Origin of the sequence: Gordonia asplenii, from assembly GCF_012933505.1 — a bacterium.
In the GTDB taxonomy this organism is placed as follows: Bacteria; Actinomycetota; Actinomycetes; order Mycobacteriales; family Mycobacteriaceae; genus Gordonia; species Gordonia asplenii.
Window position 1 is genome coordinate 48,190 of sequence record NZ_JABBNB010000038.1, and the last position, 24,559, is coordinate 72,748.

Annotated in this window: 15 protein-coding genes; 3 read left to right on the forward strand and 12 right to left on the reverse strand. The window is 64.4% G+C overall.

Annotated elements, in window-relative coordinates; all coding sequences use genetic code 11:
- Window positions 1-44: 44 nt before the first annotated feature.
- The 3 genes from HH308_RS25830 (at window position 45) to HH308_RS25840 (ending at window position 4,922) form a co-directional block, all read left to right on the forward strand.
- A complete protein-coding gene (locus HH308_RS25830) occupies window positions 45-1,676 on the forward strand; it encodes an acyl-CoA synthetase (protein ID WP_170197149.1) in 1,632 nt (543 codons plus the stop codon).
- A gap of 70 nt (window positions 1,677-1,746) precedes the next feature.
- On the forward strand, window positions 1,747-3,834 hold the full coding sequence (locus HH308_RS25835; protein WP_170197150.1) for a DUF6421 family protein: 2,088 nt from the start codon (window positions 1,747-1,749) through the stop codon (window positions 3,832-3,834).
- Window positions 3,831-4,922: a threonine aldolase family protein gene (locus HH308_RS25840; protein ID WP_170197151.1), complete on the forward strand. Its 1,092-nt coding sequence runs from the start codon at window positions 3,831-3,833 to the stop codon at window positions 4,920-4,922. The genes HH308_RS25835 and HH308_RS25840 overlap by 4 nt, the downstream gene beginning before the upstream one ends.
- A 564-nt stretch (window positions 4,923-5,486) precedes the next feature.
- Here HH308_RS25840 and HH308_RS25845 read toward each other — a convergent pair.
- The 12 genes from HH308_RS25845 to HH308_RS25900 form a co-directional block, all read right to left on the reverse strand.
- Complete coding sequence (locus HH308_RS25845) at window positions 5,487-9,443, reverse strand: DNA-directed RNA polymerase subunit beta' (protein WP_170197152.1); 3,957 nt, start codon at window positions 9,441-9,443, stop codon at window positions 5,487-5,489.
- A 45-nt stretch (window positions 9,444-9,488) separates the two neighbouring features.
- Window positions 9,489-12,980 (reverse strand): DNA-directed RNA polymerase subunit beta, encoded by a 3,492-nt coding sequence (gene rpoB / locus HH308_RS25850; RefSeq protein WP_170197153.1) that lies wholly within the window; start codon window positions 12,978-12,980, stop codon window positions 9,489-9,491.
- 352 nt (window positions 12,981-13,332) lie between these two features.
- The gene (locus HH308_RS25855; protein ID WP_170197154.1) at window positions 13,333-14,505 is read right to left on the reverse strand and encodes a hypothetical protein; all 1,173 of its coding nucleotides are present in this window, start codon (window positions 14,503-14,505) and stop codon (window positions 13,333-13,335) included.
- Window positions 14,505-15,194, reverse strand: coding sequence for a hypothetical protein (locus HH308_RS25860; protein ID WP_170197155.1), 690 nt, complete (start codon window positions 15,192-15,194; stop codon window positions 14,505-14,507). The genes HH308_RS25855 and HH308_RS25860 overlap by 1 nt, the downstream gene beginning before the upstream one ends.
- A gap of 146 nt (window positions 15,195-15,340) precedes the next feature.
- Window positions 15,341-16,582, reverse strand: coding sequence for an MlaD family protein (locus tag HH308_RS25865; protein ID WP_170197164.1), 1,242 nt, complete (start codon window positions 16,580-16,582; stop codon window positions 15,341-15,343).
- A gap of 2 nt (window positions 16,583-16,584) precedes the next feature.
- Window positions 16,585-17,898, reverse strand: a complete 1,314-nt coding sequence (locus HH308_RS25870; protein ID WP_376767275.1) for an MCE family protein — start codon at window positions 17,896-17,898, stop codon at window positions 16,585-16,587.
- On the reverse strand, window positions 17,898-19,205 hold the full coding sequence (locus tag HH308_RS25875; RefSeq protein ID WP_170197166.1) for an MCE family protein: 1,308 nt from the start codon (window positions 19,203-19,205) through the stop codon (window positions 17,898-17,900). The genes HH308_RS25870 and HH308_RS25875 overlap by 1 nt, the downstream gene beginning before the upstream one ends.
- Window positions 19,205-20,323 (reverse strand): MlaD family protein, encoded by a 1,119-nt coding sequence (locus tag HH308_RS25880; RefSeq protein ID WP_170197156.1) that lies wholly within the window; start codon window positions 20,321-20,323, stop codon window positions 19,205-19,207. Before HH308_RS25880 ends, HH308_RS25875 begins: the two co-directional genes overlap by 1 nt.
- Window positions 20,324-20,326: 3 nt before the next feature.
- Entirely contained in the window at window positions 20,327-21,412 is a 1,086-nt protein-coding gene (locus HH308_RS25885; RefSeq protein ID WP_170197157.1) for an MCE family protein, read from the reverse strand.
- Complete coding sequence (locus HH308_RS25890) at window positions 21,409-22,746, reverse strand: MCE family protein (RefSeq protein WP_170197158.1); 1,338 nt, start codon at window positions 22,744-22,746, stop codon at window positions 21,409-21,411. Before HH308_RS25890 ends, HH308_RS25885 begins: the two co-directional genes overlap by 4 nt.
- 3 nt (window positions 22,747-22,749) lie before the next feature.
- Entirely contained in the window at window positions 22,750-23,622 is an 873-nt protein-coding gene (locus tag HH308_RS25895; RefSeq protein WP_170197159.1) for an MlaE family ABC transporter permease, read from the reverse strand.
- A gap of 4 nt (window positions 23,623-23,626) precedes the next feature.
- Window positions 23,627-24,433, reverse strand: coding sequence for an MlaE family ABC transporter permease (locus tag HH308_RS25900; RefSeq protein ID WP_170197160.1), 807 nt, complete (start codon window positions 24,431-24,433; stop codon window positions 23,627-23,629).
- Window positions 24,434-24,559: the final 126 nt, after the last annotated feature.

Genomic DNA, 24,559 nt, shown 5'->3' on the forward strand with positions numbered 1-24,559 from the left:
CTGATCAGACAACACTAGTTATCAGAAATGGGGAGGCCGACGGCATGGTCGTGCGTCACATACTCGATGCGGCATCGGAGACCATCGGTGCGCTGAGAATCCTGCAGCACCGCGGCGCGATCGACCTACGGCGCCCGCTCGACATCGTCGAGATGGCCAAACGGGGCAGCACCATCGGCCCGTCGTCGACCGTCATCCTCGCCGGTGCCCAGAAGTACCCCGACGCCCCGGCGATCACCGACGAACGCGGCACGCTGACGTTCGCCGAGGTGGATCGGCAGTCGAACGCACTCGCGAATAAGCTGCTCACGCAGGGCCTGCGGCCCGGTGATGTGGTCGCGGTACTCGCCCGCGATCATCGCGGACTCATCGTCGCGCTGAGCGCCACCGGCCGAGCGGGTTTCCGGCTCGCGATGATGAATACCGGCTTCGGCAAGAGTCAGTTCGTCGAGGTCGCCGAGCGCGAAGGCGTTCGCGCGATGCTCTACGACGAGGAGTTCGGTGACATCGTCGACGGGCTGCCCGCGATGCCGCGCGTCCTCACCTGGGTCGACGGCGAACGGCCGGTCCCCGACGGCGTCGCCACCCTCGACGACGTGGTGGCCGACGGCGACACGTCCATGCCGCCGACGCCGAAGTCGTTCGCCGGATTCGTGATCCTGACCAGCGGCACCACCGGACTGCCCAAGGGTGCGCGGCGCGCGAAGACACCCCCGCTCGCGAGCGCCCTGCTGCTGGACCGGATTCCGATTCCGCAGCGCGGCACCATGGTCATCGTGTCGCCGATCTTCCACTCGACCGGGTTCGTCGTCTGGGGCGTCGGAACCGCGCTGGGCAATCAGACGGTGGTAATGCGCCGCTTCGACGCCGAGAAGACGCTGGCCGCGCTCGCCGAACATCGCGCCGAAGTTCTGGTGGCCGTGCCGACCATGCTGCACCGGATGATCGCCCTGGGACCCGAGGTAATCGCGAAATACGATCTGTCGGCGCTGAAGATCATCGTGATCGCCGGATCGGCGCTGTCGCCGACCTTGTCGCAGGCCGTGCAGGACACCTTCGGCGACGTTCTCTACAACCTGTACGGGTCGACCGAGGTGGGGATCGTGTCGATCGCCCAGCCGCACGAATTGCGCCTCGCGCCGGGGACGATCGGGCGGACGCCGGTGACCAGTCACGTCGCTCTGTTCGACGAGCACGATCAGCCGATCACCGGAATCGACGTTCCCGGCCGACTCTTCGCGCGCAACGCCGCTCCGTTCGAGGGCTACACCGACGGGCGGAGCAAACAGGTCATCGACGGCTACATGTCCACCGGCGACATGGCCCGCATCGACGCCAACGGCCTGATGTTCATCGAAGGCCGCGACGACGACATGATCGTGTCCGGCGGTGAGAACGTCTTCCCTCTCGAAGTGGAGAATCTGCTCGCCGAGCATCCCGACGTCGCCGATGTGGCGGTCATCGGCGTCGACGACGATGCTTTCGGAAAACGGTTGCGCGCCTTCATCGTTCGCAACCCTGACGCCGATCCGCAGCCCGACGAGCTGAAGTTGCACGTCAAGACCCACCTGGCCCGGTACAAGGTGCCGCGCGACGTCGTCTTCGTCGACGACCTGCCCCGCAATCCGACCGGAAAGCTGGTCCGCAGGATGCTGCCGACCGGACCGCTGGAGTGAGCGACTCGTAAAGTCAGCCGAAACGGCGTCGGGCGAGAACAATGGGAGGCACCCGAGGTCAGGAGGCGTGATGTCGAATTTCCCAACGGTCGTGATCGAGCAGGCTCGTAGCAGCGCATGGGCGACGACGCTGGATCGGGCGCGCGAGATGAATCCGGTGAATCCCGGGGACTCCTGCATCTCGCTCGCCGTGGACATTCTTCGACGACGTGGGATGGCGGTTCGGGACTCGACGGCTGCACCGCTCGACGCCGAAGCACTTCGCGGCGTCGACGTCTACGTGATTGCGCACCTCGCACTGCCCGGCGTCGAATATGTGACCGGGCCTCTACCGCCGGTCTACTCGCCCGCTGAACTGGATGTGCTGGAGCAGTTTGTGCATGACGGCGGCGGGTTGATCGTCTTGGCCGAATGCGACACCGCGACGTCGGGCAACAACCTGGCCGCCCTGACCGCACGGTTCGGCGTCGAGGTGCGCTCGATGGTCGTGCAGGAGTCGCCCGGTGAGCGGCGGGTCTCGGGAAATGCGTCGTGGGTGCTGTCCGACGTCGATCCCGCGCTGCGTGGTCAGGGGATTCTGACCGCGGTCGAGCAGGCGTGCTTCTATCGGTCGGGCACCCTGGCGGTGACCGACGGCCTGGATGCGACGGTGCTGGCCCGAACGAGTGCCACCGCGTGGCCTGCCGGCGCACCACTCGCCGTCGCGGTGCGGGCGGGACTCGGACGCGTCGTCGTGTTCGCCGATTCGGATCTCTTCGGTGACGATTCCATCGAAGAATTCGATCACCGGCAGTTGTGGGCGAACGTCGTGACCTGGGCCTCCGGTGTCCGTTCCGTCGCGCCACGCGGCGGCTCGGTGACATCCGGTGACCGGAAGTGGTTGCCGCTCAAGGCTTCAGTCGAAGAGTTGCGCTTGCTCCAGAACTCCGACGGATCGGTGACCGACGACGATGCGCGACGTCGGGCCGGCGAGTTGTGTTCGTCGGTGTCTGCGGCGTTGGCGTCGATGTCCGATGGGTTCGCACACGACGGCGACTACTTCGCCGCAGCGGTCCGAGACCTCGAACGCTGGGCGGCAAGCGGATTCGGTGTTCCGGACTTCAGCGCATCACTGGCCGCGTTCCGGCCTGATCTGCAGCGCGGCGACGGCGTCGAGCATGTCGTCGTCTTTCCGATGTACACCCAGAACGGCAATGCCGGGCACGTGTTCGAAGCTGTGCAATTTCGGGTCCTGTGGCCAGGATGGCTGGCCGATCTGGAACGGACCTACGACAATCCACAGTTCCTCCCGGTGGAGTTCGTCGACTTCACCTCGGGGTACGACACCAATTCCGCGGTACTGTTCCCGGAGACGGTGACGGTTGCCGCGCCACCCGAATTCCATTGGGGCGCAATATTCTGCGACCGTGAGGCCGCACGATTCCGCCGAGTCGTGGGCCGGGCGGCGGAGTTGCTGTCGCTGGCCATGCCTCCAGACCTCGAGCGACTGCTGGGCTCACAGTCGTTGGCGCAGTCGACATTCGCGATGTGGGACCTGCTGCACGACCGCACGCACAGCCGCGGCGAACTGCCCTTCGATCCGTTCATGATCCGCCAGCGCATGCCCTTCTGGCTGTACTCGCTCGAAGAACTGCGATGCGATCTGTCGACGTTCCGCGTCGCGAACGAGCTGGAACGGCAAGGCCATCCGTATGGCTGGCCGGTGCAACTGGCCATTCTGTGCGATCGGCTGTTCCGGTTCCCGATCACCGGCGACCGGGTCCGCAACTACGACGGCCTCGGCGGGCAGCTGCTGTTCGGGTATCTGCATCGCCGCTCAGTGTTGTCGTGGCGGGACAATCGGTTGTCGTTCGACTGGAAGGCGTTGCCGGACAGTGTGATCGCGTTGAGTGAGGAGATCGAGGACTTGTACCGCACCGGAATCGACCGCGACAAGGTCGGGCAGTGGCTGGCGACATATCGTTTCGTCAGCACGTATGTGACGCCCGCTGCGGGGTCGTCGTGGGCGCGTGGCGACCTGCCACTGGGCGAGGCACCGCGCGAACTGGTGAATCTTGTTGCGCCAGACGAGTTCCCGCTCAGCGTGTTCTACGAGGCACTGAAACGGAAGATGCAGCCGACGATCGACTCGACCCGCGGAATCCGGGCCGTCGCATGATCGAGCGTCGGCACGATCCCGCCAAGCGCGGCTTTGCGAGCGACAACTACGCCGGCGTACTCCCCGAAGTACTCGACGCCATCGCCGTCGCGAACGGCGGTCACCAGTCGTCGTACGGTGCGGACGCGTACACCGCCGCGCTCGCCGAACGGGTGCGCGAGCTGTTCGGACCGTCGGCGTCGGCGTACCCGGTGTTCAATGGGACGGGCGCGAATGTCGTTGCGCTGGCATCGATGTCGCAGCGCTGGGAGTCGGTGGTGTGCGCGGCGTCGGCGCACATCCACGTCGACGAGGGCGGTGCACCGGAGAGCGTCGCGGGACTCAAGTTGTTCACGGTCCCGACGTCGGACGGGAAACTCACCGTCGCCGGAATCGAGGATGCGCTGCCCGACCGGGCGGGCGACGTCCATTGGGCGCAGCCGCGGGTGCTGTCGGTGGCCCAGGCGACCGAGCTGGGGACGGTGTACTCACGCGCCGAGCTCGGTGAACTCGTCGACTACGCGCACGGTCGGGGGTGGTCGGTACACGTCGACGGCTCCCGATTGGCCAATGCCGCAGCGTCATTGGGCGTCGAGTTGGCCGCGTCGACCGCCGACGTCGGGGTGGATGTGGTGAGCGTCGGCGGCACCAAGAGCGGATTACTGGGTGCCGAGTTGGTGCTGGTGCTCAACCCGGACGCCGTGCGCGGTGTCGAATACGGCCGAAAGTCGTTGATGCAGTTGGCCTCCAAACAGCGGTTCCTGGCCGCGCAGTTCCTGGCGCTGTTCTCCGACGGCCTGTGGGAACGTGTTGCGCGCCACGCCAATTCGATGGCGGCACTGCTCGCCGACGCGATGGCTGACCTGCCCGGCGTCGAACTGACACAGAAGGTGCAGGCTAATGCCGTATTCGCGACCCTGCCGCGGGAGGTGTCGCTGCGGCTGATGGAACAGGTCCCGTTCTACTTCTGGGACGAAGCGCGCGGCGAGGTTCGGTGGATGTGTTCGTGGGACACGACCGAGGAGGATGTGCGGGGGTTCGTGGAGCTCGTGCGGGGCGAGTTGAAGTGCGGTGAGGTGAGGGCGACTCACCGGGCCGCAGATACTTGAGGTACTTGCCCAAACCGTCGAACTCGCCGACCAGACGGACGACTCCGTTCTCGTCGACCCAGTCATAGTCGGTTCGGGCGATGAATCGTCCCTGCCGGTCGACGATCTCATGCTGAAGGCGCGGGACTGTCAGTCCGGCTCGAATCATCTGCGCCCTCCCCCACGTCGAATGCGGTTCGGCACAGAGTAGTCACCCAGACACCGTCGATTCGAGTGACGTCGCTCGGCGATAACGGCCCCGGATGAACATGGCGGCGCGAGCGCTGGTAACCGCGATCCGACGTCGCCGACGTGAGGTGCAACCGCCCGAAGTCGGGTTGTAACACCGCCATACCGTGGACGACAGCCGCCGATGTATAGCTGACGGCGACCGTCGGCGACGTCGACGCAGCCAGTACTTCGAGTCGGTGGGCTGCTTCGGGCGTGTGCTCGACGGGCGGCACGTATACCCCGGGCCCGACACGACGTAGGTCTCCGGCGTCGGCCCCACAACAAACGACAGACCCGACACTTTGAAAGTGTCGGGTCTGTCGTTGTTATGCGGGTTTGCGCTGACTACCGGGGTTAGCGGTAATCGCTGCCGAATCCGTAGTCGTCGAGCGGCACCGCAGCGCCGGCCGGAGCACCGAAGGTGCCGTCCGGGCTGTAGTAGGTGTCGTCGTAGTTCGGGACGGCGTACGCCGCGGCCCGAGCCTCTTCGGTCGGCTGCACCTGGATGTTGCGGTACCGGTTGATGCCGGTGCCTGCCGGGATGAGCTTACCGATGATGACGTTTTCCTTGAGGCCGATGAGCTTGTCGCTGCGGCTGTTGATGGCCGCATCGGTGAGCACCCGGGTGGTCTCCTGGAAGGACGCCGCCGACAGCCACGAATCGGTGGCCAGCGATGCCTTGGTGATACCCATGAGGACCGGACGTCCGGCCGCGGGCTCGCCACCCTCGGACACGACCCGACGGTTCTCCGACTCGAACTCGGCGCGCTCGGTGAGCGAACCGGGCAAGAACTCGGTGGCACCGGAGTCGATGATCGTCACGCGACGCAGCATCTGCCGGACGATGGTCTCGATGTGCTTGTCGTGGATCGACACACCCTGGCTGCGGTAGACCTCCTGGACCTCGTTGACCAGGTGCACCTGCACCTGACGGGGACCCATCACGCGCAGCACCTCGTGCGGGTTGGCCGAGCCCTCCATGAGCTGCTGGCCGACCTCGACGTGGTCGCCGTCACTGAGCAGACGCTCGGAGCCGTCGTCGTGCTTGAACACGCGCAGACGCTGACGCTTGGAGATCTTGTCGTACACGACCTCGTCGGACCCGTCGTCGGGGATGACGGTGATCTTGTAGAACCGATCGTCATCCTCGAGCCGGATCCGGCCGGATACCTCGGCGATCGGCGCGACACCCTTGGGCACACGTGCCTCGAAGAGCTCCTGCACGCGGGGCAGACCGCCGGTGATGTCGTCGCCGACACCACCCTGGTGGAAGGTACGCATCGTCAGCTGAGTACCGGGCTCACCGATCGACTGCGCCGCGATGATACCGACGGCCTCGCCGATGTCGACGAGCTTGCCGGTCGCCATCGAGCGGCCGTAGCACATCGCACACACACCGGTGCCGGTGGCGCAGGTCAGCACCGAACGCACCTTCACCTTGTCGATGCCCGCGGCGAGCAGAGCCTCGATCGCCGGGTCGCCGAGGTCGTGGCCACGCTCGACGACGACGTTTCCGTCGGCGTCGACCGCGTCGGCGGCCAGGGTGCGCGCGTAGGCGCTCGTCTCGACGTGCGCGTCACGGATGATCGAACCGTCGGCCTGCTTCTCACCCAGCGGCACGATGATGCCGCGCTCGGTGCCACAGTCGGTCTCGCGGACGATGACGTCCTGCGACACGTCGACGAGGCGTCGAGTCAGGTAACCCGAGTCCGCGGTACGCAGCGCGGTGTCGGCTAGACCCTTACGGGCACCGTGGGTGTTGATGAAGTACTCGAGAACGGTCAGGCCCTCACGGAACGAGGACTTGATCGGACGCGGGATGAACTCACCCTTCGGGTTGGTCACCAGACCCTTCATGCCCGACAGGTTACGAACCTGCGTCAGGTTACCGGTGGCACCCGACTTCGGGATCATGATGATCGGGTTGTCCTCGGGGTAGTACTCCTCCATGACCTTGCCGACCTCTTCGGTGGCCTGCTTCCAGATCTCCACCAGAGCATCGCGACGCTCGTCCTGGGTGAGGGCACCACGCTGGAACTTGCGCTCCAAACCGTCGGCCCGCTCCTCGTAACGCTCCAGGATCTGCGCCTTGGCCGGCGGCACCAGCACGTCGGACATGGCGACGGTGACACCCGAGCGGGTGGCCCAGTAGAAGCCGACGTCCTTGAGCTTGTCGACGGTCTGCGCGACGACGATCATCGGGTAGCGCTCGGCGAGATCGTTGATGATCACGGCCTGACGCTTCTTCGGCATCTGCTCGTTGACGAACGGGTACTCGGCCGGGAGCAGCTCGTTGAAGAGCACGCGACCCAGCGTCGTCTCGACGTCCCACGGCTGACCGAACTTCCAGCCGTCCGGGAACTGCTCGGCCTCGACGTCGGCAGGCGGACGCTGGTCGGTCAGACGCACCTTGATCTTCGACTGCACGGTCAGGGCACCGCGGTCGACGGCCATGATGGCCTCCGCCGGCGAGCCGTAGACGCCGCGCTCGATGTCGTCGTGGGTGGCGGGCGTGTACTCGCCGACCTTCCCTTCCTTCATCGTGGTCAGGTAGAACAGGCCGGTCACCATGTCCAGACGCGGCATGGCCAGCGGGCGGCCCGACGCGGGCGACAGGATGTTGTTGCTCGACAGCATCAGGATGCGGGCCTCGGCCTGCGCCTCCGCGGACAGCGGAAGGTGCACGGCCATCTGGTCACCGTCGAAGTCGGCGTTGAAGGCCTCACACACCAGCGGGTGCAACTGAATGGCCTTACCCTCGACGAGCTGCGGCTCGAAGGCCTGGATGCCCAGGCGGTGCAGAGTGGGTGCACGGTTCAGCAGCACCGGGTGCTCGGCGATGACCTCTTCGAGGACGTCCCACACGGCCGGACGCTGACGCTCGACCATCCGCTTGGCCGACTTGATGTTCTGCGCCTGGTTCAGGTCGACCAGTCGCTTCATCACGAACGGCTTGAACAGCTCAAGAGCCATCAGCTTCGGCAGACCGCACTGGTGCAGCTTGAGCTGCGGGCCGACGACGATGACCGAACGGCCCGAGTAGTCGACGCGCTTGCCGAGCAGGTTCTGACGGAACCGGCCCTGTTTGCCCTTGAGCAGATCGCTCAACGACTTCAGCGGGCGGTTACCCGGACCGGTCACCGGACGGCCGCGACGGCCGTTGTCGAACAGGGCGTCCACCGACTCCTGCAGCATCCGCTTCTCGTTGTTGACGATGATCTCGGGTGCACCGAGGTCGATCAGTCGCTTGAGGCGGTTATTGCGGTTGATGACACGACGGTAGAGGTCGTTGAGGTCACTCGTCGCGAAGCGGCCACCGTCGAGCTGCACCATCGGGCGCAGCTCCGGCGGGATCACCGGCACGGCGTCGAGGACCATACCCAGCGGGCTGTTACCCGACTGCTGGAACGCGGCGACGACCTTGAGTCGCTTGAGCGCGCGCAGCTTCTTCTGCCCCTTGCCGCTGCGGATGGTCTCGCGCAGCAGCTCGGCCTCGGCGTCGATGTCGAAGGTCTCCAGGAGCTTCTTGATCGACTCCGCGCCCATCGCGCCGGTGAAGTACTCACCGTAGCGATCCTGCAGGTCACGGTAGACGCGCTCGTCGATGATCAGGTCACGCGGCTTGAGCTTGACGAAGGTGTCCCAGAGGTTCTCCAGGGCGTCGATCTCACGCTGCGCGGCGTCGCGCATACGCTTCATCTCACGCTCGCCACCGTCGCGGATCTTGCGACGCGCGTCGGCCTTGGCGCCCTCGGCCTCCAGCTCGGCGAGGTCGGCTTCGAGCTTCTGCTGACGCTCGTTGAGGTCGGCGTCGCGCTGGTCGGCGACGGTCTTCTTCTCGACCTCCATCTCGGCCTGCAGCGTCGAGAGCTCGTTGTGCCGGAGCTCGTCGTCGACCGAGGTGATGACATACGCGGCGAAGTAGATGATCTTCTCCAGATCCTTCGGCGCGAGGTCGAGCAGGTAGCCCAAGCGCGACGGAACGCCCTTGAAGTACCAGATGTGGGTGACCGGTGCGGCCAGCTCGATGTGGCCCATGCGCTCACGACGCACCTTGGCGCGAGTGACCTCGACGCCGCAGCGCTCGCAGATGATGCCCTTGAAGCGGACCCGCTTGTACTTACCGCAGTAGCACTCCCAGTCGCGAGTCGGTCCGAAGATCTTCTCGCAGAACAGGCCGTCCTTCTCCGGCTTGAGGGTGCGGTAGTTGATGGTCTCGGGCTTCTTGACCTCGCCGTATGACCAGTTGTGGATATCGTCGGCCGTGGCCAGGCCGATCTTCAGTTCGTCGAAAAAGTTGACGTCGAGCACTAGTTACCTTTCAGTGTCTCTTCTAGTCAGATTCAGGTCTAAGGCTTAGTTGGCGAGGTCGTCGACGGTGGCCGACTCGTTGCGCGACAGGTTGATGCCGAGGTTGGCCGCTGCGCGCTCCAGGTCCTCGTCGTCGCTGTCGGCCATCGTGATGGCGGCACCGTCGGAGCTGAGCACCTCGACGTTCAGGCACAGGGACTGAAGTTCCTTCAGCAACACCTTGAACGACTCGGGGATGCCCGGCTCGGGGATGTTCTCGCCCTTGACGATGGCCTCGTAGACCTTCACGCGGCCGACGACGTCGTCGGACTTGATCGTCAACAGTTCCTGCAGGGTGTAGGCGGCACCGTAGGCCTGCATCGCCCAGCACTCCATCTCACCGAAGCGCTGGCCACCGAACTGGGCCTTACCGCCGAGCGGCTGCTGGGTGATCATCGAGTACGGACCGGTCGAGCGAGCGTGGATCTTGTCGTCGACCAGGTGGTGCAGCTTGATGATGTACATGTAGCCGACCGACACCGGGTACGGGAACGGCTCGCCGGAGCGGCCGTCGAAAAGGGTGGCTTTGCCGTCGCCGTTGACCATCACTTCGCCGTCGCGGTTGGGCAGCGTCGAGGACAGCAGTCCGGTCAGCTCCTCCTCACGCGCGCCGTCGAACACCGGGGTGGCGGTGTTGGTGTCGGGCTCCGACGAGTACATGTCCTCCGGCAGCTTCGACGCCCAGTCCGGCACACCGGCTGCGACGTTGATGTTCCAGCCGGCCTTGGCGACCCATCCGAGATGGGTCTCCAGGATCTGGCCGATGTTCATACGACGCGGCACACCGTGGGTGTTCAGGATGATGTCGACCGGGGTGCCGTCGGGCAGGAACGGCATGTCCTCCTGCGGGAGGATCTTGCCGATGACACCCTTGTTGCCGTGCCGGCCGGCCAGCTTGTCGCCGTCCTGGATCTTGCGTTTCTGAGCGACGTACACGCGCACGAGCTCGTTGACGCCGGGAGCCAGATCGTCGTCGTCGTCGCGGCTGAACACGCGCACACCGATGACCTTGCCGGTCTCGCCGTGCGGCACCTTGAGCGACGTGTCGCGAACCTCGCGGGCCTTCTCACCGAAGATGGCACGCAGCAGGCGCTCCTCGGGGGTCAGCTCGGTCTCGCCCTTCGGGGTGACCTTTCCGACCAGGATGTCGCCGTCGCGGACCTCGGCACCGATGCGCACGATGCCGCGCTCGTCGAGGTCGGCGAGGACCTCGTCGGAGACGTTCGGGATGTCCCGGGTGATCTCCTCGGCACCGAGCTTGGTGTCGCGGGCGTCGATCTCGTGCTCTTCGATGTGGATCGAGGTGAGCACGTCCTCTTCCACGAGCCGCTGGCTCAGGATGATGGCGTCCTCGTAGTTGTGGCCCTCCCACGGCATGATCGCGACGAGCAGGTTCTTGCCCAGCGCCATCTCGCCGTTCTCGGTGCACGGACCGTCGGCGAGTACCTGACCGGCCTCGACGCGCTGTCCCTCGTCGACGATCGGACGCTGGTTGGCGCACGTTCCATGGTTGGAGCGGGCGAACTTGCGCATCCGGAAGGTCTCGCGGCTGCCGTCGTCGTCCATGACGGTGATGTAGTCGGCCGAGACCTCTTCCACCACACCGGTCTTGGTCGAGACGATCACGTCGCCGGCGTCGACGGCGGCACGCAGTTCCATGCCGGTACCGACCAGCGGCGATTCGCTGCGCACCAGCGGCACCGCCTGACGCTGCATGTTCGCGCCCATCAGGGCACGGTTGGCGTCGTCGTGCTCGAGGAACGGAATCATCGCGGTCGCGACCGACACCATCTGGCGCGGGCTGACGTCGATGTACTGGACCTCTTCGGAGGAGACGAACTCCACCTCGGAGCCCTTCTTACGCACCAGGACGCGCTCGTCGGTGATGTGACCGTCGGCGTCGTAGTTGGTGTTGGCCTGGCCGATGAGGAAACGGTCCTCTTCGTCGGCGGTCATGTACTCGATCTGATCGGTGACGACACCGTCGACGACCTTGCGGTAGGGCGTCTCGATGAAGCCGAACGGGTTGACCCGCGCGTACACCGAGAGGGCACCGATCAGGCCGATGTTCGGGCCTTCCGGAGTCTCGATGGGGCACATGCGGCCGTAGTGGCTGGGGTGCACGTCGCGGACCTCGAGCCCGGCACGCTCACGGCTCAGACCACCGGGGCCCAGAGCGGACAGACGACGCTTGTGCGTCAGACCCGACAGCGGGTTGTTCTGATCCATGAACTGCGAGAGCTGGCTGGTGCCGAAGAACTCCTTGATCGCCGCCACGACGGGACGGATGTTGATCAAGGTCTGCGGGGTGATCGCCTCGACGTCCTGGGTGGTCATGCGCTCACGCACGACACGCTCCATACGCGAGAGACCCACGCGGATCTGGTTCTGGATCAGCTCGCCGACGGTACGCAGACGACGGTTGCCGAAGTGGTCGATATCGTCGGCCTCGACCGGAACCGACACACCGCCCGGCCCCACCATCTCGGTGAGCAGGTTCGGATCGGCTTCATGCAGCCGGACCAGGTACTCCACCGTGCTGATGATGTCCTCGGTGGTCAGCACCGACGGACCGTTCATCGGGTTGGCGGTCAGGCCCAGCTTCTTGTTGATCTTGTAGCGACCGACGCGGGCCAGGTCGTAGCGCTTCTCCTTGAAGAACAGGTTCTCCAGCAGCGCCTCGGCCGACTCCTTGGTCGGGGGCTCGCCCGGACGCAGCTTGCGGTAGACCTCCAGCAGCGCTTCGTCCTGGTTGCTGGTGTTGTCCTTCTCCAGCGTCGACATCATGATCTCGGAGAAGCCGAAGCGTTCGGTGATCTCCTCGGTGGTCATGCCGAGCGCCTTGAGCAGCACGGTGACCGGCTGACGGCGCTTGCGGTCGATGCGCACACCGACGGTGTCGCGCTTGTCGACGTCGAACTCCAGCCACGCGCCGCGGCCCGGGATGACCTTGACCGAATGCAGGGTCTTCTCGGTGGCCTTGTCGATGGTGGCGTCGAAGTACACGCCGGGGCTACGGACCAGCTGGCTCACGACGACACGCTCGGTGCCGTTGATGATGAAGCTGCCCTTGTCGGTCATGATCGGGAAGTCGCCCATGAACACGGTCTGCGACTTGATCTCGCCGGTGTTGTTGTTGATGAACTCGGCGGTGACGAACAGCGGAGCCGCGTACGTCATGTCCTTGTCCTTGCACTCCTCGACCGAGGCCTTGACCTCGTCGAAGCGCGGATCGGAGAACGACAGCGACATCGACTCGGAGAAGTCCTCGATCGGGGACAGTTCGTGCAGGATGTCTTCGAGACCACCGGTGGGGTTGTCGACGCCGCGCTCGGCGGCCTTGTTCTTCCAATCGGCCGAACCGATCAGCCACTGGAACGAATCCAACTGCAGGTCAAGAAGACCGGGAACAGGAAGCGGCTCGCTGATCTTCGCGAACGATTTGCGGGTGGGCGCTCCGGGAATGGTGGCTGAGGTGGACTGGCGGTCGAGTGCCAAGATGCGTCCTTCCAAACACTATGGTGTCTACTGCTGCGAACGTCTCGCTCGTAGCTCATCAGTTTGGCTGGTGGCAACCTGCAAGGCGAAACACAATTCACAGCACACAAGACAGTGGCCGGAAGTGACGGATCGATAGTTTGGACAGGAGGCAGCCAGCGCAACGTCCAACAGTATCAGAAAGTAGACGGACGCTCAAGTCCCGTCGGAATTTGATTTTCACCCCGGCTGGCGGCCTCGAGGGTGTGCGATGGGCGACCCGACACATTCGCTGGCAATAGCGTGGCCCCCCGAAGCCCCGGCGTCAAGCGATACGCGCAATTTTGTTCGAAATTGCCTGCTTCACCACACCTCAGAAGGGGTCGACCCCGCTGATCAGCCACTGATCGCCGTGCTTCTCCAACGTGTAGTCGACCCGCACCGACGCACTGTTGAGCAGCTGCTCGCCCAGATTCTGGCTCACCAGGATGTTGGCCAGCACCTTGGCCTGCGCCCCGTCGCCCGAGCCGGTGAGCTCGCGTACGCCGATCGCGTCGACGCGACAGTCGGCGACGAGTTTCGACTGTTCGATGAGCTTCTTCTGCGTCGGCAGGTAGTCGTTGAAGTTCTTCAGCGCCGTACCGACCAGCACGCCGCGCGCTTGATTCGACCACTTGTCGAAATCCTGCGAGGTGACCGCGACGGGCAGACACACCTTGGATCGCGCCTGCGACGTCAGCTCGTCGGTCGCCGCGCGGTCGACGAAGGCCTTGTTGCTCTCGATCTTGGCCCCCGGTGTGAACGCCAGGATCAGCGCGATCAGGCCGATCACCGCGGCGGCGACGCCGAGTCGAACCGCATTGCGCGACGTGACGAAGCCCGACGTCGACGTCGGGGTGACGCGCTTGGCCCACTGTCCCGCTGTCGACTTCGCGGCGTCGAGCTTGCTCGTCGACTCAGTGCTCGGCGCCGGGGTCGTCGGGATCGGGGTGGTCGCGCCGGCCCGGATGGTGGAGACGCGGGCGACGGGACGTCGGGCCTTGCCGGTTGGCTTGGCTTCGGTGTCGTCGGACTTCTCGGTGTCGGACTTCTCGGCGCCGGACTTCTCGGCGCCGGACTTCTCGGCGTCGTCCTCGTCGGGCTTGACGAGCAGCACCCGCTCCCCCGACGGCTCGGACTGCTCGCCCGACGGTTCCGGATCGTCGTCGACGGCCACGAAATCGTCGACGTCGTCGGCCTGCTCCTGGACATCGTCGGCGGAGTCGACGGTCGTCGTTTCCATAGTCGCAGTCTCGGCGGTCGCGGTATCGGCGGTCGCGGACTCAACAGTCGTGGCCGTTGTCTCGGCAGCCGTCGTCTCCGCAGCCGTGGTCTCCGCAGCCGTCGTCTCTACGGCCGTTGTCTCTACGGCCGTTGTCTCCGCGGCCTCGACGTCGGGCGTCGAAGTCGACGAACCTGCGTCGACGGCGCGTTTACGCCCGGCGACCGTCTGCTTGCGGCTCGTGGTGCCCGCGGGGGCTTTCTTATTGGGTCGACGTACAGCCATCAGTTACCGCCCGGAGTCGTCGTGGTCGTGGGAGTCTGCGTCGCGGAGGAGTCCGACCCGGTCGGGTCGGTGACAGCGAGTGAATCCAGCGATCGGATCACGCTGGCCTTCCACTTGTCGCCGTCCCCGCGCTGCACCTGAACCTCGAAACCCATGGTCTTCGTGACGCCTGCCTGGTTCGGTACCTTCGACGTCGCGTCGACGTAGACCAGCACCTTGCCGGTGCCTTCATCGGGGTTCACTTCCACTGCGGCACTCCGCTTGAGCCGTGCGGTCAGTTCCGCTGCGTTAGCACCACCGGACTTGTACTGAGCCGTCAGCTTGGAGATCTGGTCGCCCGTCACCTGCGAGCGTGCCTCGCCGGTCAGCGAAGCGTCGATACGCTCCTGCCAGCCTTTGAGGTCGCTGGTCTTGATGGTCAGCACGTTGAGGATCGCGGTCTCCGCCGAATCGACGGCCTCCTCGCGCGCCGACTGTGCGGGCCGCTCATTGAAGTAGACGTCGTAGGCGCGATAGCCGAACCCGACGAGCGCCACGACGGCGACGACCAGTGCGACAGCTGCCACCACGAACCCGACCAGAGTCGGCGTCGAGGCCCCCCGCTGATCGGCTGTCTTATCGGCGCTCAACGCCGTATCCGTCTTCGACGTTTCACTCTTGCTCGACATCTTATCTTTTGCTGAACTCATCGGCCGCCACTGTAGCGACCCGAGCGGACCCGGGTCGAATTCCTCGACCGGTACATATCACCGGTCCCTGTCAAAAGTCGCAGGTCAAACCCGCAACACACAGACGCACCGGGCAACGAGGTTGCCCGGTGCACCTTAATCGTCACTCACTTCGCGTGGACACCCAACAGGAACGCCAGCTGGGTCGCGAGGGGGTTGAGGTTCAACTTGTCCGGATCCTTCTTCGGCTTGTTGTCCCACGGTTGCGGGTAAGCCGGATTGGACAGGTCGGCACGCGCCGCGCCACGGACATCGGTCGGTGAACCTTGGGGCACCGTGCACTGGGCGTTGGTGTTGAACGGGAAATCGTCGTAGTTGATGTCGAAGTTGGGATTCTTCGCCTTCATCCGCGCGATGATCGCGTCCGTACTCTCGTAGCCCTGGGTACACGTCGCCGGGTTATTCGTCTCCAGCACGATGCCGAAGTGAATCTGGCCGTCGCCACGAGCCGGCGAATGCGCACCTGCCGACAACGCGGACAACATCGCAACCGCGGCGTTGGTGGACCAACCGGCAGGCGCGATCGTCTTGAACGTGCTGCCGAGATCGTGAACGACCTTGGTGATGTCGGCACCCTGCTTCTGCAAGAGGTTCGACAACTGGGTCGCCGTCGCCGTACCGGTCGTCAGCAGACGCCGGATGTCGGGGTCGGCCCCGGCGAGGGTCGCGGTCACCAGATCGAGGTTGTGCGCCCAGGTGAGAATCTGATCCGACTGCGCCGCCTGCGTAGCGAGCACCACGTTCGAGTTCTGCAGCAGGCTGATCGTGTCCGGCAGACTCTCGACGCCGGCCTTGGACAGGTTCCCCAGCGACGTGACCAGGCGAGTCAGGTTCTCACCCTGGCCGTTGAACGCCTTACCGAGTTCGACGATGACCGTGTGCAGGTCATCGATCGGCACCGACTGCGCGAAGTCGATCGCGGTGTTGACGACGTCTTCCAGGGGTGGCGGAATCGACGACTTGGTGATCACCGAGTTATTGGTCAGAAACGGTCCCGACGCCGACGTCGGCTGCAGGTCGACATACTGCTCACCGATCGCGGACCGGTCGGCGATCACCGCGACGGCCGACGCCGGAATGTCCGGGCCACTCTTGCTCAGCCGCATCACGACGTCGACGCCCTTCTGCGTCAACTGCAGCTTCTCCACGCGGCCGACCGGAACACCCTGGTAGGTGACCTCGGCGTTGTTGAAGATGCCACCCGACTCGGGCAGCTGCGCGGTCACGGTGTATTCGCTCAAACCGGTCAGCCGGTCGACTCGTGCATACCTGCCGGCCACATAGACGATGGCGACGACACCGATGATCAAGAACGCGATCAACTGGATCTTCACCAGGCGGGTGAGAATCATCAGCGCGCTCCGATCATGGCGAGGGGGCCATCGAGGTAGGTCTGGCCGGGAACCGGCGGGGGCAACAACGAATACTGCTGCTTATGGGTCTTGGCCGAGGCCGGGTAACGACCGCCCGACGGCGGGGTGTTGGGCCCGGGCCGCGAGTTCGGTGCAGGCGGCAGCAGGCTGATCGTCGGCCAGCCCCACCGTGCGCCGTTGCCGTTGTAGTACGGATTGGCCGCGTTGACCGGCACGTTCTTCGCCTTCGGGGGTGAGTAGATCGGCTCACCCTGACCCACGCCCAGCGCTTCGAGCTGGTTGAGCAGCCGAAGGTCCAGGGTCATGAACAGGTTCACCGAATCACCGTGAGCAGCGGGAAGAATCCAGTCGGGGAACGGCACCGTCAGCATCAGCGGCGCAGCCGTGATCAGATCCGGAGCCGACTTCGACAGCGACGACAGAATGGGTCGCAGCGCCTTCAGATCGGAGATGATCGCCGTGCGCGACTTACCGAGCACGTCCACACCGACCTGACCGAGCTTGTCGAGCTTCGTCAACAGGTCCACCAGCTGCGGCCGCTGCTCTTCGAGAACCTCGACGCCGGCGGGCAACTGCTCCAGAATGCGATCGATCTGCGTCTTCTGATTCGCTGCCCGGCTCGACAACTTATCCAGCCCGTCGATCGCGGTGACGATGTCGTCGCGCTGCTTGTTCAGGTTGGAGATCAACGTGTTGGCGTTGCCGATCAGACCCCGGAGGCTGTTGTTGCCGTTGCCATCGGTATGGCCCAAGGCTTTGTTCAGCTCGCGGACGATCGGCTCCAACTGGTTGAGCCCGCCACCGTTGAGGAGCATGGACAGCGCACCCAGGACCTGTTCGATATCGGTCGCCGTGCGGGTGCGCGCCTCTCCCTTGGAGTCGACTCCGGAGATCGGCACCGACGCGTTCTGCCGCGGCGCATTCTCCGAGCCGGCCGGCTCGGACAATCCGACGAACTTCTCGCCGAGCAGAGCCGTCTGCTGAACCGCGGCATGCGCCTGATCGGAGAGGTCGACGTCGTTCTTCACTTCGATCTTGACCAGAGCCTGCCACTGTCCCTTGGGGACGGTGATCTCGGTGACGCGGCCGACGGTGACACCGTTTTCCTTCACCGTCGACTGCGGAACGAGGTCGAGAACGTCGTCGAACTTGATGAGGTAGGTCCGCGGGTTGGAACCCGTATCCGGACCACCGGGAAGCGGAACCGACTGGATGCCACCGCAACCGGTCGCAACCACCGCAACGGTCGTCAGCGCACCCACGAGGGCGACTAGGCGAACACGCATGTTCATCAGTTTCCACCTCGCGTCGAGGGCTTGGCAGCCGGCGCCTTCGTCGACCCGGGACCAACCTTCAGATTGGGATCCGGATTCGAACCACGAGTGCCGGGCACCGGATACTTCTGCGTCTTGTCGTTGCTCATGATCCCGAACGGGAGTACCGGCAGCACCGGTTCGAGCACACCCTTCTGAATCTGCGTGCCGATCGCCTCACACTGCGAGAGGAATGGTCGGATCGCATTGCTGAACTGCACGAAGCTCGGGTTGCCGGGCATCAAGTTGCCGAGATTCAACAGGTTGCACATCGCCTTGATCGGCTGCTGCAACTGATTGATCGTCAAGCGCATCGCCAGCGTGCCGGACTCGGCGTCGTAGGCGTTGATCAGGTTGTTGATCGTCGTCGGGAGAACGGTGAAGATCTCCTTGAGATGCTCTTTGTTGTCGGCCAGCGCCTTGGTGGTCGGCTGCAGCGAGCGGACGGTGTCGCCGATCGACTGTTGGTTGTCCTCGATGAACCCGGCGACGTCGCCGAGCGCGATCGACAGCTTGTTCAGCGAGAGCCCCAGCTGCTGGCGTTCACCGGCCATGAAGGAGGTGAACGACGCCATCTGAGCGTTGAACTGCCGAACTTGATCGTCGTTGGCACGCAACGCACCGACGAAGACATTCAGGTTCTTGATGGTGTCGACGAGGTTGCCACTCGAATCGGACAGGGTCGTGGACGCCTTGGACAGGTTGGTGATGGCTTCGCCGAGTTGCGCGCCATTGCCCTTGAGGTTGTCCGCACCGGTCTGGACCAACGCGTTCAGCGCGCCGTTCTTGTTCACACCGTTGGGGCCGAGCGCCTTCGACAACTTCTGCAAGTTGGCGTAGAGGTCGTCGACCTCGACCGGAACCATGGTCTGGTTCTCGGTCAGCGTGATGTCGCGGCCGGCCTTCTCGCCACCGGAGTACGCGGGTGCGAGCTGGACGAAGCGGTCGGCGACCACGGACGGGACCACTTCCAATGCGCGAACGTCGGCGGGGAGCGTGACCCCCCGCTGGACGGTCATCTTGACGTGGACCTTGTCGCCGTCCGGAGTCACCTTGTCGACCTTGCCGACGTTGACACCCAGAATCCGGACGTCGGATCCCGCATAGATACCGACGGCGCGCTTGAAGGTGGCGTTGACCGTGGTCGAGCCGAGGCCGCTGAACAGCCACCACAGTACTGATCCGACGATCAGCGCCAGGATGATGCCGAACACGAGCATCACGATGTGCCGCGGAGTGAACCAGCGGCCCGGACCCGAAGTTCCGGTCAGGTCGGGGGTAGTCATCATCCGGCCGCCGTTCCTCCGTTGTTCTGTTGCGCAGCGCCGGACTTGTTCATATTCGGCGGGCGCGTCGTGTTCTGCTGCGGTAGTGCCGGCGGCAGAAGGTTCTGTACAGATGCCTCGAACCATCGACCGTTACCCAGGACGTTGGCGTAGAGCCGATAGAACGGCGCCATGTACTGAATGGTCTTGCGCAGGTTCGAGTTCTGCTTCGTCAGGAGCGCAGCGACCTCACGGACCGACTGCAGAGCCGGGCCGATCTGCTCCTGATTGTCTTTGACGATCCCGGAGAGTGCGGTACTCATCGTCGTCGTCGAGGAGAGCAGCGCGGCGATCGCCTGCTGGCGGTTGTTGAGCTCATCGAGGAGCTGTCCCGCACCGGCGATCAGCCGAGTGAACTCCTCGTTGCGATCGGCCAGGATCTTCGACGTCTTCTTGGTCGCGCCGAGCAGCTTCTGGACTTCCTGGTCACGGCTGGCGATCGTCTGCGACAGCCGACTGATGCCCTTCAGCGACGGCCCGATGTCGCCCGCGGTGCCCGAGAACGCTTCGGACAACGTCGTCAACGACTTCGCGACCTGATCGGTGTCGAGGTTCTCGATCTGGTTGGACGCATCGGAGAACGCGTCGATCACGTCGTACGGAGAAATCGTGTCGGTGATCGGATTGTCCGGGTTGAGCGGCTGCGACCCGCGCGGGGTGAGTCCCAGATACTTCTGTCCGAGAACCGTCTTGATCTGGATCGACGCCTGAGTCTGGTCGCCGATCCAGGTGTTGGCGACCCGGAACTTCACATCGACGCGATCACCGTCGAGCGTGACGCTCTCGACGTTGCCGACCTTGATGCCGGCCACGCGAACTTCGTTGCCGGGCCGCAGACCCGCGGCCTCGGTGAACTTCGCGACGTAGCGAGCGCCGGCGCCGACGATCGGCAGCTGCGACAGATAGAAGGACGAGATCGCCACCATCAGCAGGATCATGACGCCCATCGCGCCGATGCTGACCGGACTGCGGCGGCCGCCGAAGCGGCGACTCTTGTGTTGAACGTTCGGCTTGGCTTCAGCCGCGCCCTGCTCGGCGCCCGAAGTCGCGTCGCCGGGCGAAGGTGTCTTGTCGCTCATCTTCTACCCTCCGGGACGATCGTTGTTACGCCAGCACCGAGTTGCCGCACTGGTGTAAAGCACATGGTTAATGTCGGGCAGCGGGATCAACGGCTGCGTCAGCAGCGTCGACTTACCGTTGCCTGCGACGACGTCGATGCCACACAGGTAGAACTGGAACCAGGATCCGAACGTTGCCGCCCGGCCGACCTTCTCCAGCTTCACCGGCAGGTTGGTGAGGATCGACTGAACGTCCGCATCGCGTGCGGTGATCTGATCCGACAGTGACTTGAGGCCCGCGATGTCGCCCTGGATGGCCGGGCGGGTCTTCGACAGGATGTCGCCGGTGACCGTGGTCAGGCGCGACACCGACGAGATCGCCGAGCCCACCGAACCGCGTTGCGCGGCCAGACCGGTGACCAGCTTCGAGGTGTTGGTCAGCAACTGCTCGAACTGAACGTCGTGCTTGTTCACTGTGTCGAGGACGGTGGTCAAGTTGGTGATCAGGTCACCGATCACCTTGTCCTTGTCGGCGAGCGTGTTGGTCAGATCCGAGGTGTTGGCCACCAGCGAGCTGATCGAGCCGCTCTCGCCCTGGAAGACCTGGATGATGAGGTCGGCCAGCTTGTTCATGTCTGCCGGGTTGAGCTGGCGGAACAGTGGCTTGAAGCCGTTGAACAGCTCAGTCAGGTTGACTGCCGGGTGCGTGTCGTCCTCACCGGGCAACGCGCCGAACGTGTGCCCGGGGGCGAGCGTCTTCGACGGATCGCCCGCGCCCTTGTCCAGTGCCAGGTAGCGCAGACCGGTCAGGTTGCGGTAGCGGATGTAGAGCTGCGTGCCCTCCGGCAGGTTGTCGCGGTCGACGCTGAACGACACGAGCGCGCGGTTGCGATCGTAGACCGAGACGTCGTTGACCTGTCCGACCCGGACGCCCGCGATGCGGACGTCGTCGCCGGGATTGAGCATCTGCGCTTCGGAGAAGACTGCCTTGTAGTCGCTGTTGCCACCCGCTCCGGCGTTGGAGATGGTCAGTGCGAGCGCAGTCGTCGCCAGCACCGTCACCACCGCGAACACGATGAGCTTGAACAACGGCCAGAAGATTGACTTCATTTGATGGTGACCTGCGCTCCCTGCAGTGCGGTGCCGCCGATGATGGTGACCCACGGTGGAACCTTGCCGGGTTCGACGCCGGTGGCGCCGCCGTAGATCACCTGAAGCTGTGCGCGGTAGGTCGCGTCATCGAACGGGTTGGTCGTCTTGATGTTGCCGGCCGGTGTGGTTGAGAACTGTGCCCGCGGCATACCGGGAACAGTGCGCGGTCCGGGGTTGCGCGACGGCGGCTGATACGAGCCGTCGGCCAGGCCGCCGCCCGGGTACTGCGGGAACGGACGACCGTTGGTCGGCACCTTGTAGCAGGTCGGCCCGCGGTTGACCTCGAAGTTGCGCGGTTCGTCCTGGTTGGGCAGGTAGCGCCCGCGCGGGTTGACGAACTGCAGGCCGACACGCACACCGGGGTTGGGGGTGCCCTCGCCGACGATGTTGCGCGACTCCGGCACGAGGTCGGCGAAGTTCTTGAACGTGCAGCCGAACACCGGCGACTGGTTCGCCAGGCCCCACAGGTAGTCCTTGGAACCGATGAACAGGTTGATCAGATCGACCTTGTTCGTGTTCAGGAATGCCGTGGTATCGGTGGCCGCGACGCCGAGGGTCGAGATCAGCGTGCGCAGATCGCCCTGCCGTTCCACCAGTGTGTTCCCGGTGATCCGCAGGTTGTCCAGGCCGTCGATCACGTCGGGCAGTGCCTGCGAGTAGGTCTGCGAGAAGCTCGCCAGACCACGTAGCGTGCCTTGCAGCGCGGGCATGTTCTGGTTGACCTTCGAGAAGATCGTGTTGAGCTGGTCGAAGGTCACGCCGAGTTGTTCGCCGCGGCCCGACAGTGCGTCGGACAGCGAAGTCAGGGTCACGTTGAGATCCTGCGGCGGGATCGCCTTGAGGATGGGCAGCAGCCGGTCGAAAAGGTCCTGGACCTCTTTCGCATTGCCGGAGGCGTCGGTCTTGATCTCCGACCCGGCCGTCAACGTCGCCGCACCCTGGGAGTTCTCGGGCACCTGCAGTGCGACATACCGCTCGCCGAAGAGCGTCTTCGGCAGAATCCGGGCCGTGGTGTCGGTGGGCAGCAACGACAGCTTGTCGGGCTCGATTCCGAGCACGACGTTGACTTTGCCGTCACTTCCGGGGTTGATCGCCTTCACCGTGCCGACGACCATGCCGCGCGCTTTGACGTCGGCGTTCGGAATCAGGGAGTTACCGGCCGAATCGGTCACCAGCGTGACGTCGTCGGCGCTCTTGAACACGCCCTGGAAGCTCATGATGGTGCCACCGATGAAAACGATGATCACCAAGAAGAAGATGAGGCCGAGCATTCTTCGTCGAAAGGTCTCCACCGTCTAACCCGCCACTCTGATGGTCGTAGTGGTACCCCAGATCGCCAGGCTCAAGAAGAAGTCGAGCACAGCGATGAGGACCAGAGCCGAACGCACCGCGTGACCGACCGCGACACCCACGCCGGCGGGACCGCCCGAGGCGTTGTAGCCGTAGTAGCAGTGCACGAGGATGATCACGAAGGCGAATATGAGCACCTTCCCGAAGGACCATAAGACGTCCGCGGGCGGCAGGAACAAGTTGAAGTAGTGGTCGTAGGATCCACCCGACTGTCCGTTGAAGATCGTGCTGACCCCTCGCGAGGCGACGAATGCGGAAAGCAGACCGATGACGTATAGCGGAATGACCGCGATGAATCCGGCGATCACACGCGTGGTGACCAGGTACGGCACCGACGGGACGGCCATGACCTCGAGTGCGTCGATCTCCTCGGAGATGCGCATGGCGCCGAGCTGCGCGGTGAAGCCACAGCCCACCGTGGCCGACAACGAGAGTCCGGCGATCAGCGGAGCGACCTCGCGGGTGTTGATGTAGGCGTTGAGGAAGCCGGTGAGGGCCTGCGATCCGAGCTGATCCAGCGCCGCATATGCCTGCAGACCCACGACGACGCCGGTGAAGGCGGTCATCATCACCATGATGCCGACGGTGCCGCCGATGACCGCGAGGCCACCGGTGCCGAAGGCCACTTCGGCGAGCAACCGCAGGCATTCGCGGGTGTAGTGGGTGATCGTCCGCGGAATCCAGAGAATCGCGCGACCATAGAACGACATCTGGTCGCCGGCACCGTCAAGTACCTTGAGCGGTTTGCCGAGTTGTTTCTTTGCCTCGTAACCGATGTATTCCGCACGAGACTTTGCGATCGTTGCGCCGCCGGTCATGCCGCTACCCTCCCTTCGGTGGAACGACCTGCAGGTAGATCGCTGTAATGATCAGGTTGGCGAAGAAGAGCAAGAGGAAGGAGATGACGACGCTCTGGTTCACCGCGTCGCCGACGCCCTTCGGGCCGCCACGGGGGTTGAGCCCCTTGTAGGCCGCAACGATTCCCGCGACGATACCGAAGATCGCGGCCTTGACCGTAGAAACATAGAGGTCGGGCAACTGCGCGAGTGAGCCGAACGACGCCAGATAGGCGCCGGGCGTACCGCCCTGCACCACGACGTTGAAGAAGTAACCACCACCGATGCCGATAACGGCGACCAGTCCGTTGAGCAGAACAGCGATGAGCATCATTGCGAGGACACGAGGCACGACGAGGCGTTGGATCGGATTGATGCCCAGAACTTCCATGGCATCGATCTCTTCACGAATCGTTCGCGAACCCAGGTCGGCCGCGACGGCGGCACCGGCCGCGCCTGAGACCAGCAGCACCGTGATGATCGGCGACGCCTGTTGGATGACGACGAGGACGCTGGCAGCGCCGGTGTACGACTCCGCACCGATCTGTTTGATCAGCGAACCGGTCTGCAGCGAAACAACCGCGCCGAACGGAATCGCGATGAGCGCGGTCGGCAAGATGGTGACGCTGGCAATGAACCATGCCTGCTGGATGAACTCGCGCCACTGAAATGGGCGCACGGCAGACTGGCGTACGACGTCGACGGCTAACTGAACAATGTTGCCGGTCTGTTCGAGGGCTCCGTTGCCCGCTTTAACGACCTTGTCGACGCCACGCGTGGTGGCACTCGTCATCCCTGGGAACCCCCGGTGTTCTTAGTGGTAGAGATGGGTTGTGTCGGTGAATCGCCTGCAGCCGGAGTGACCCAGGTGGTCTCGGTTGTCGCGTCCGATGCGGCATGGTGGCCCGCGGCCACGGGT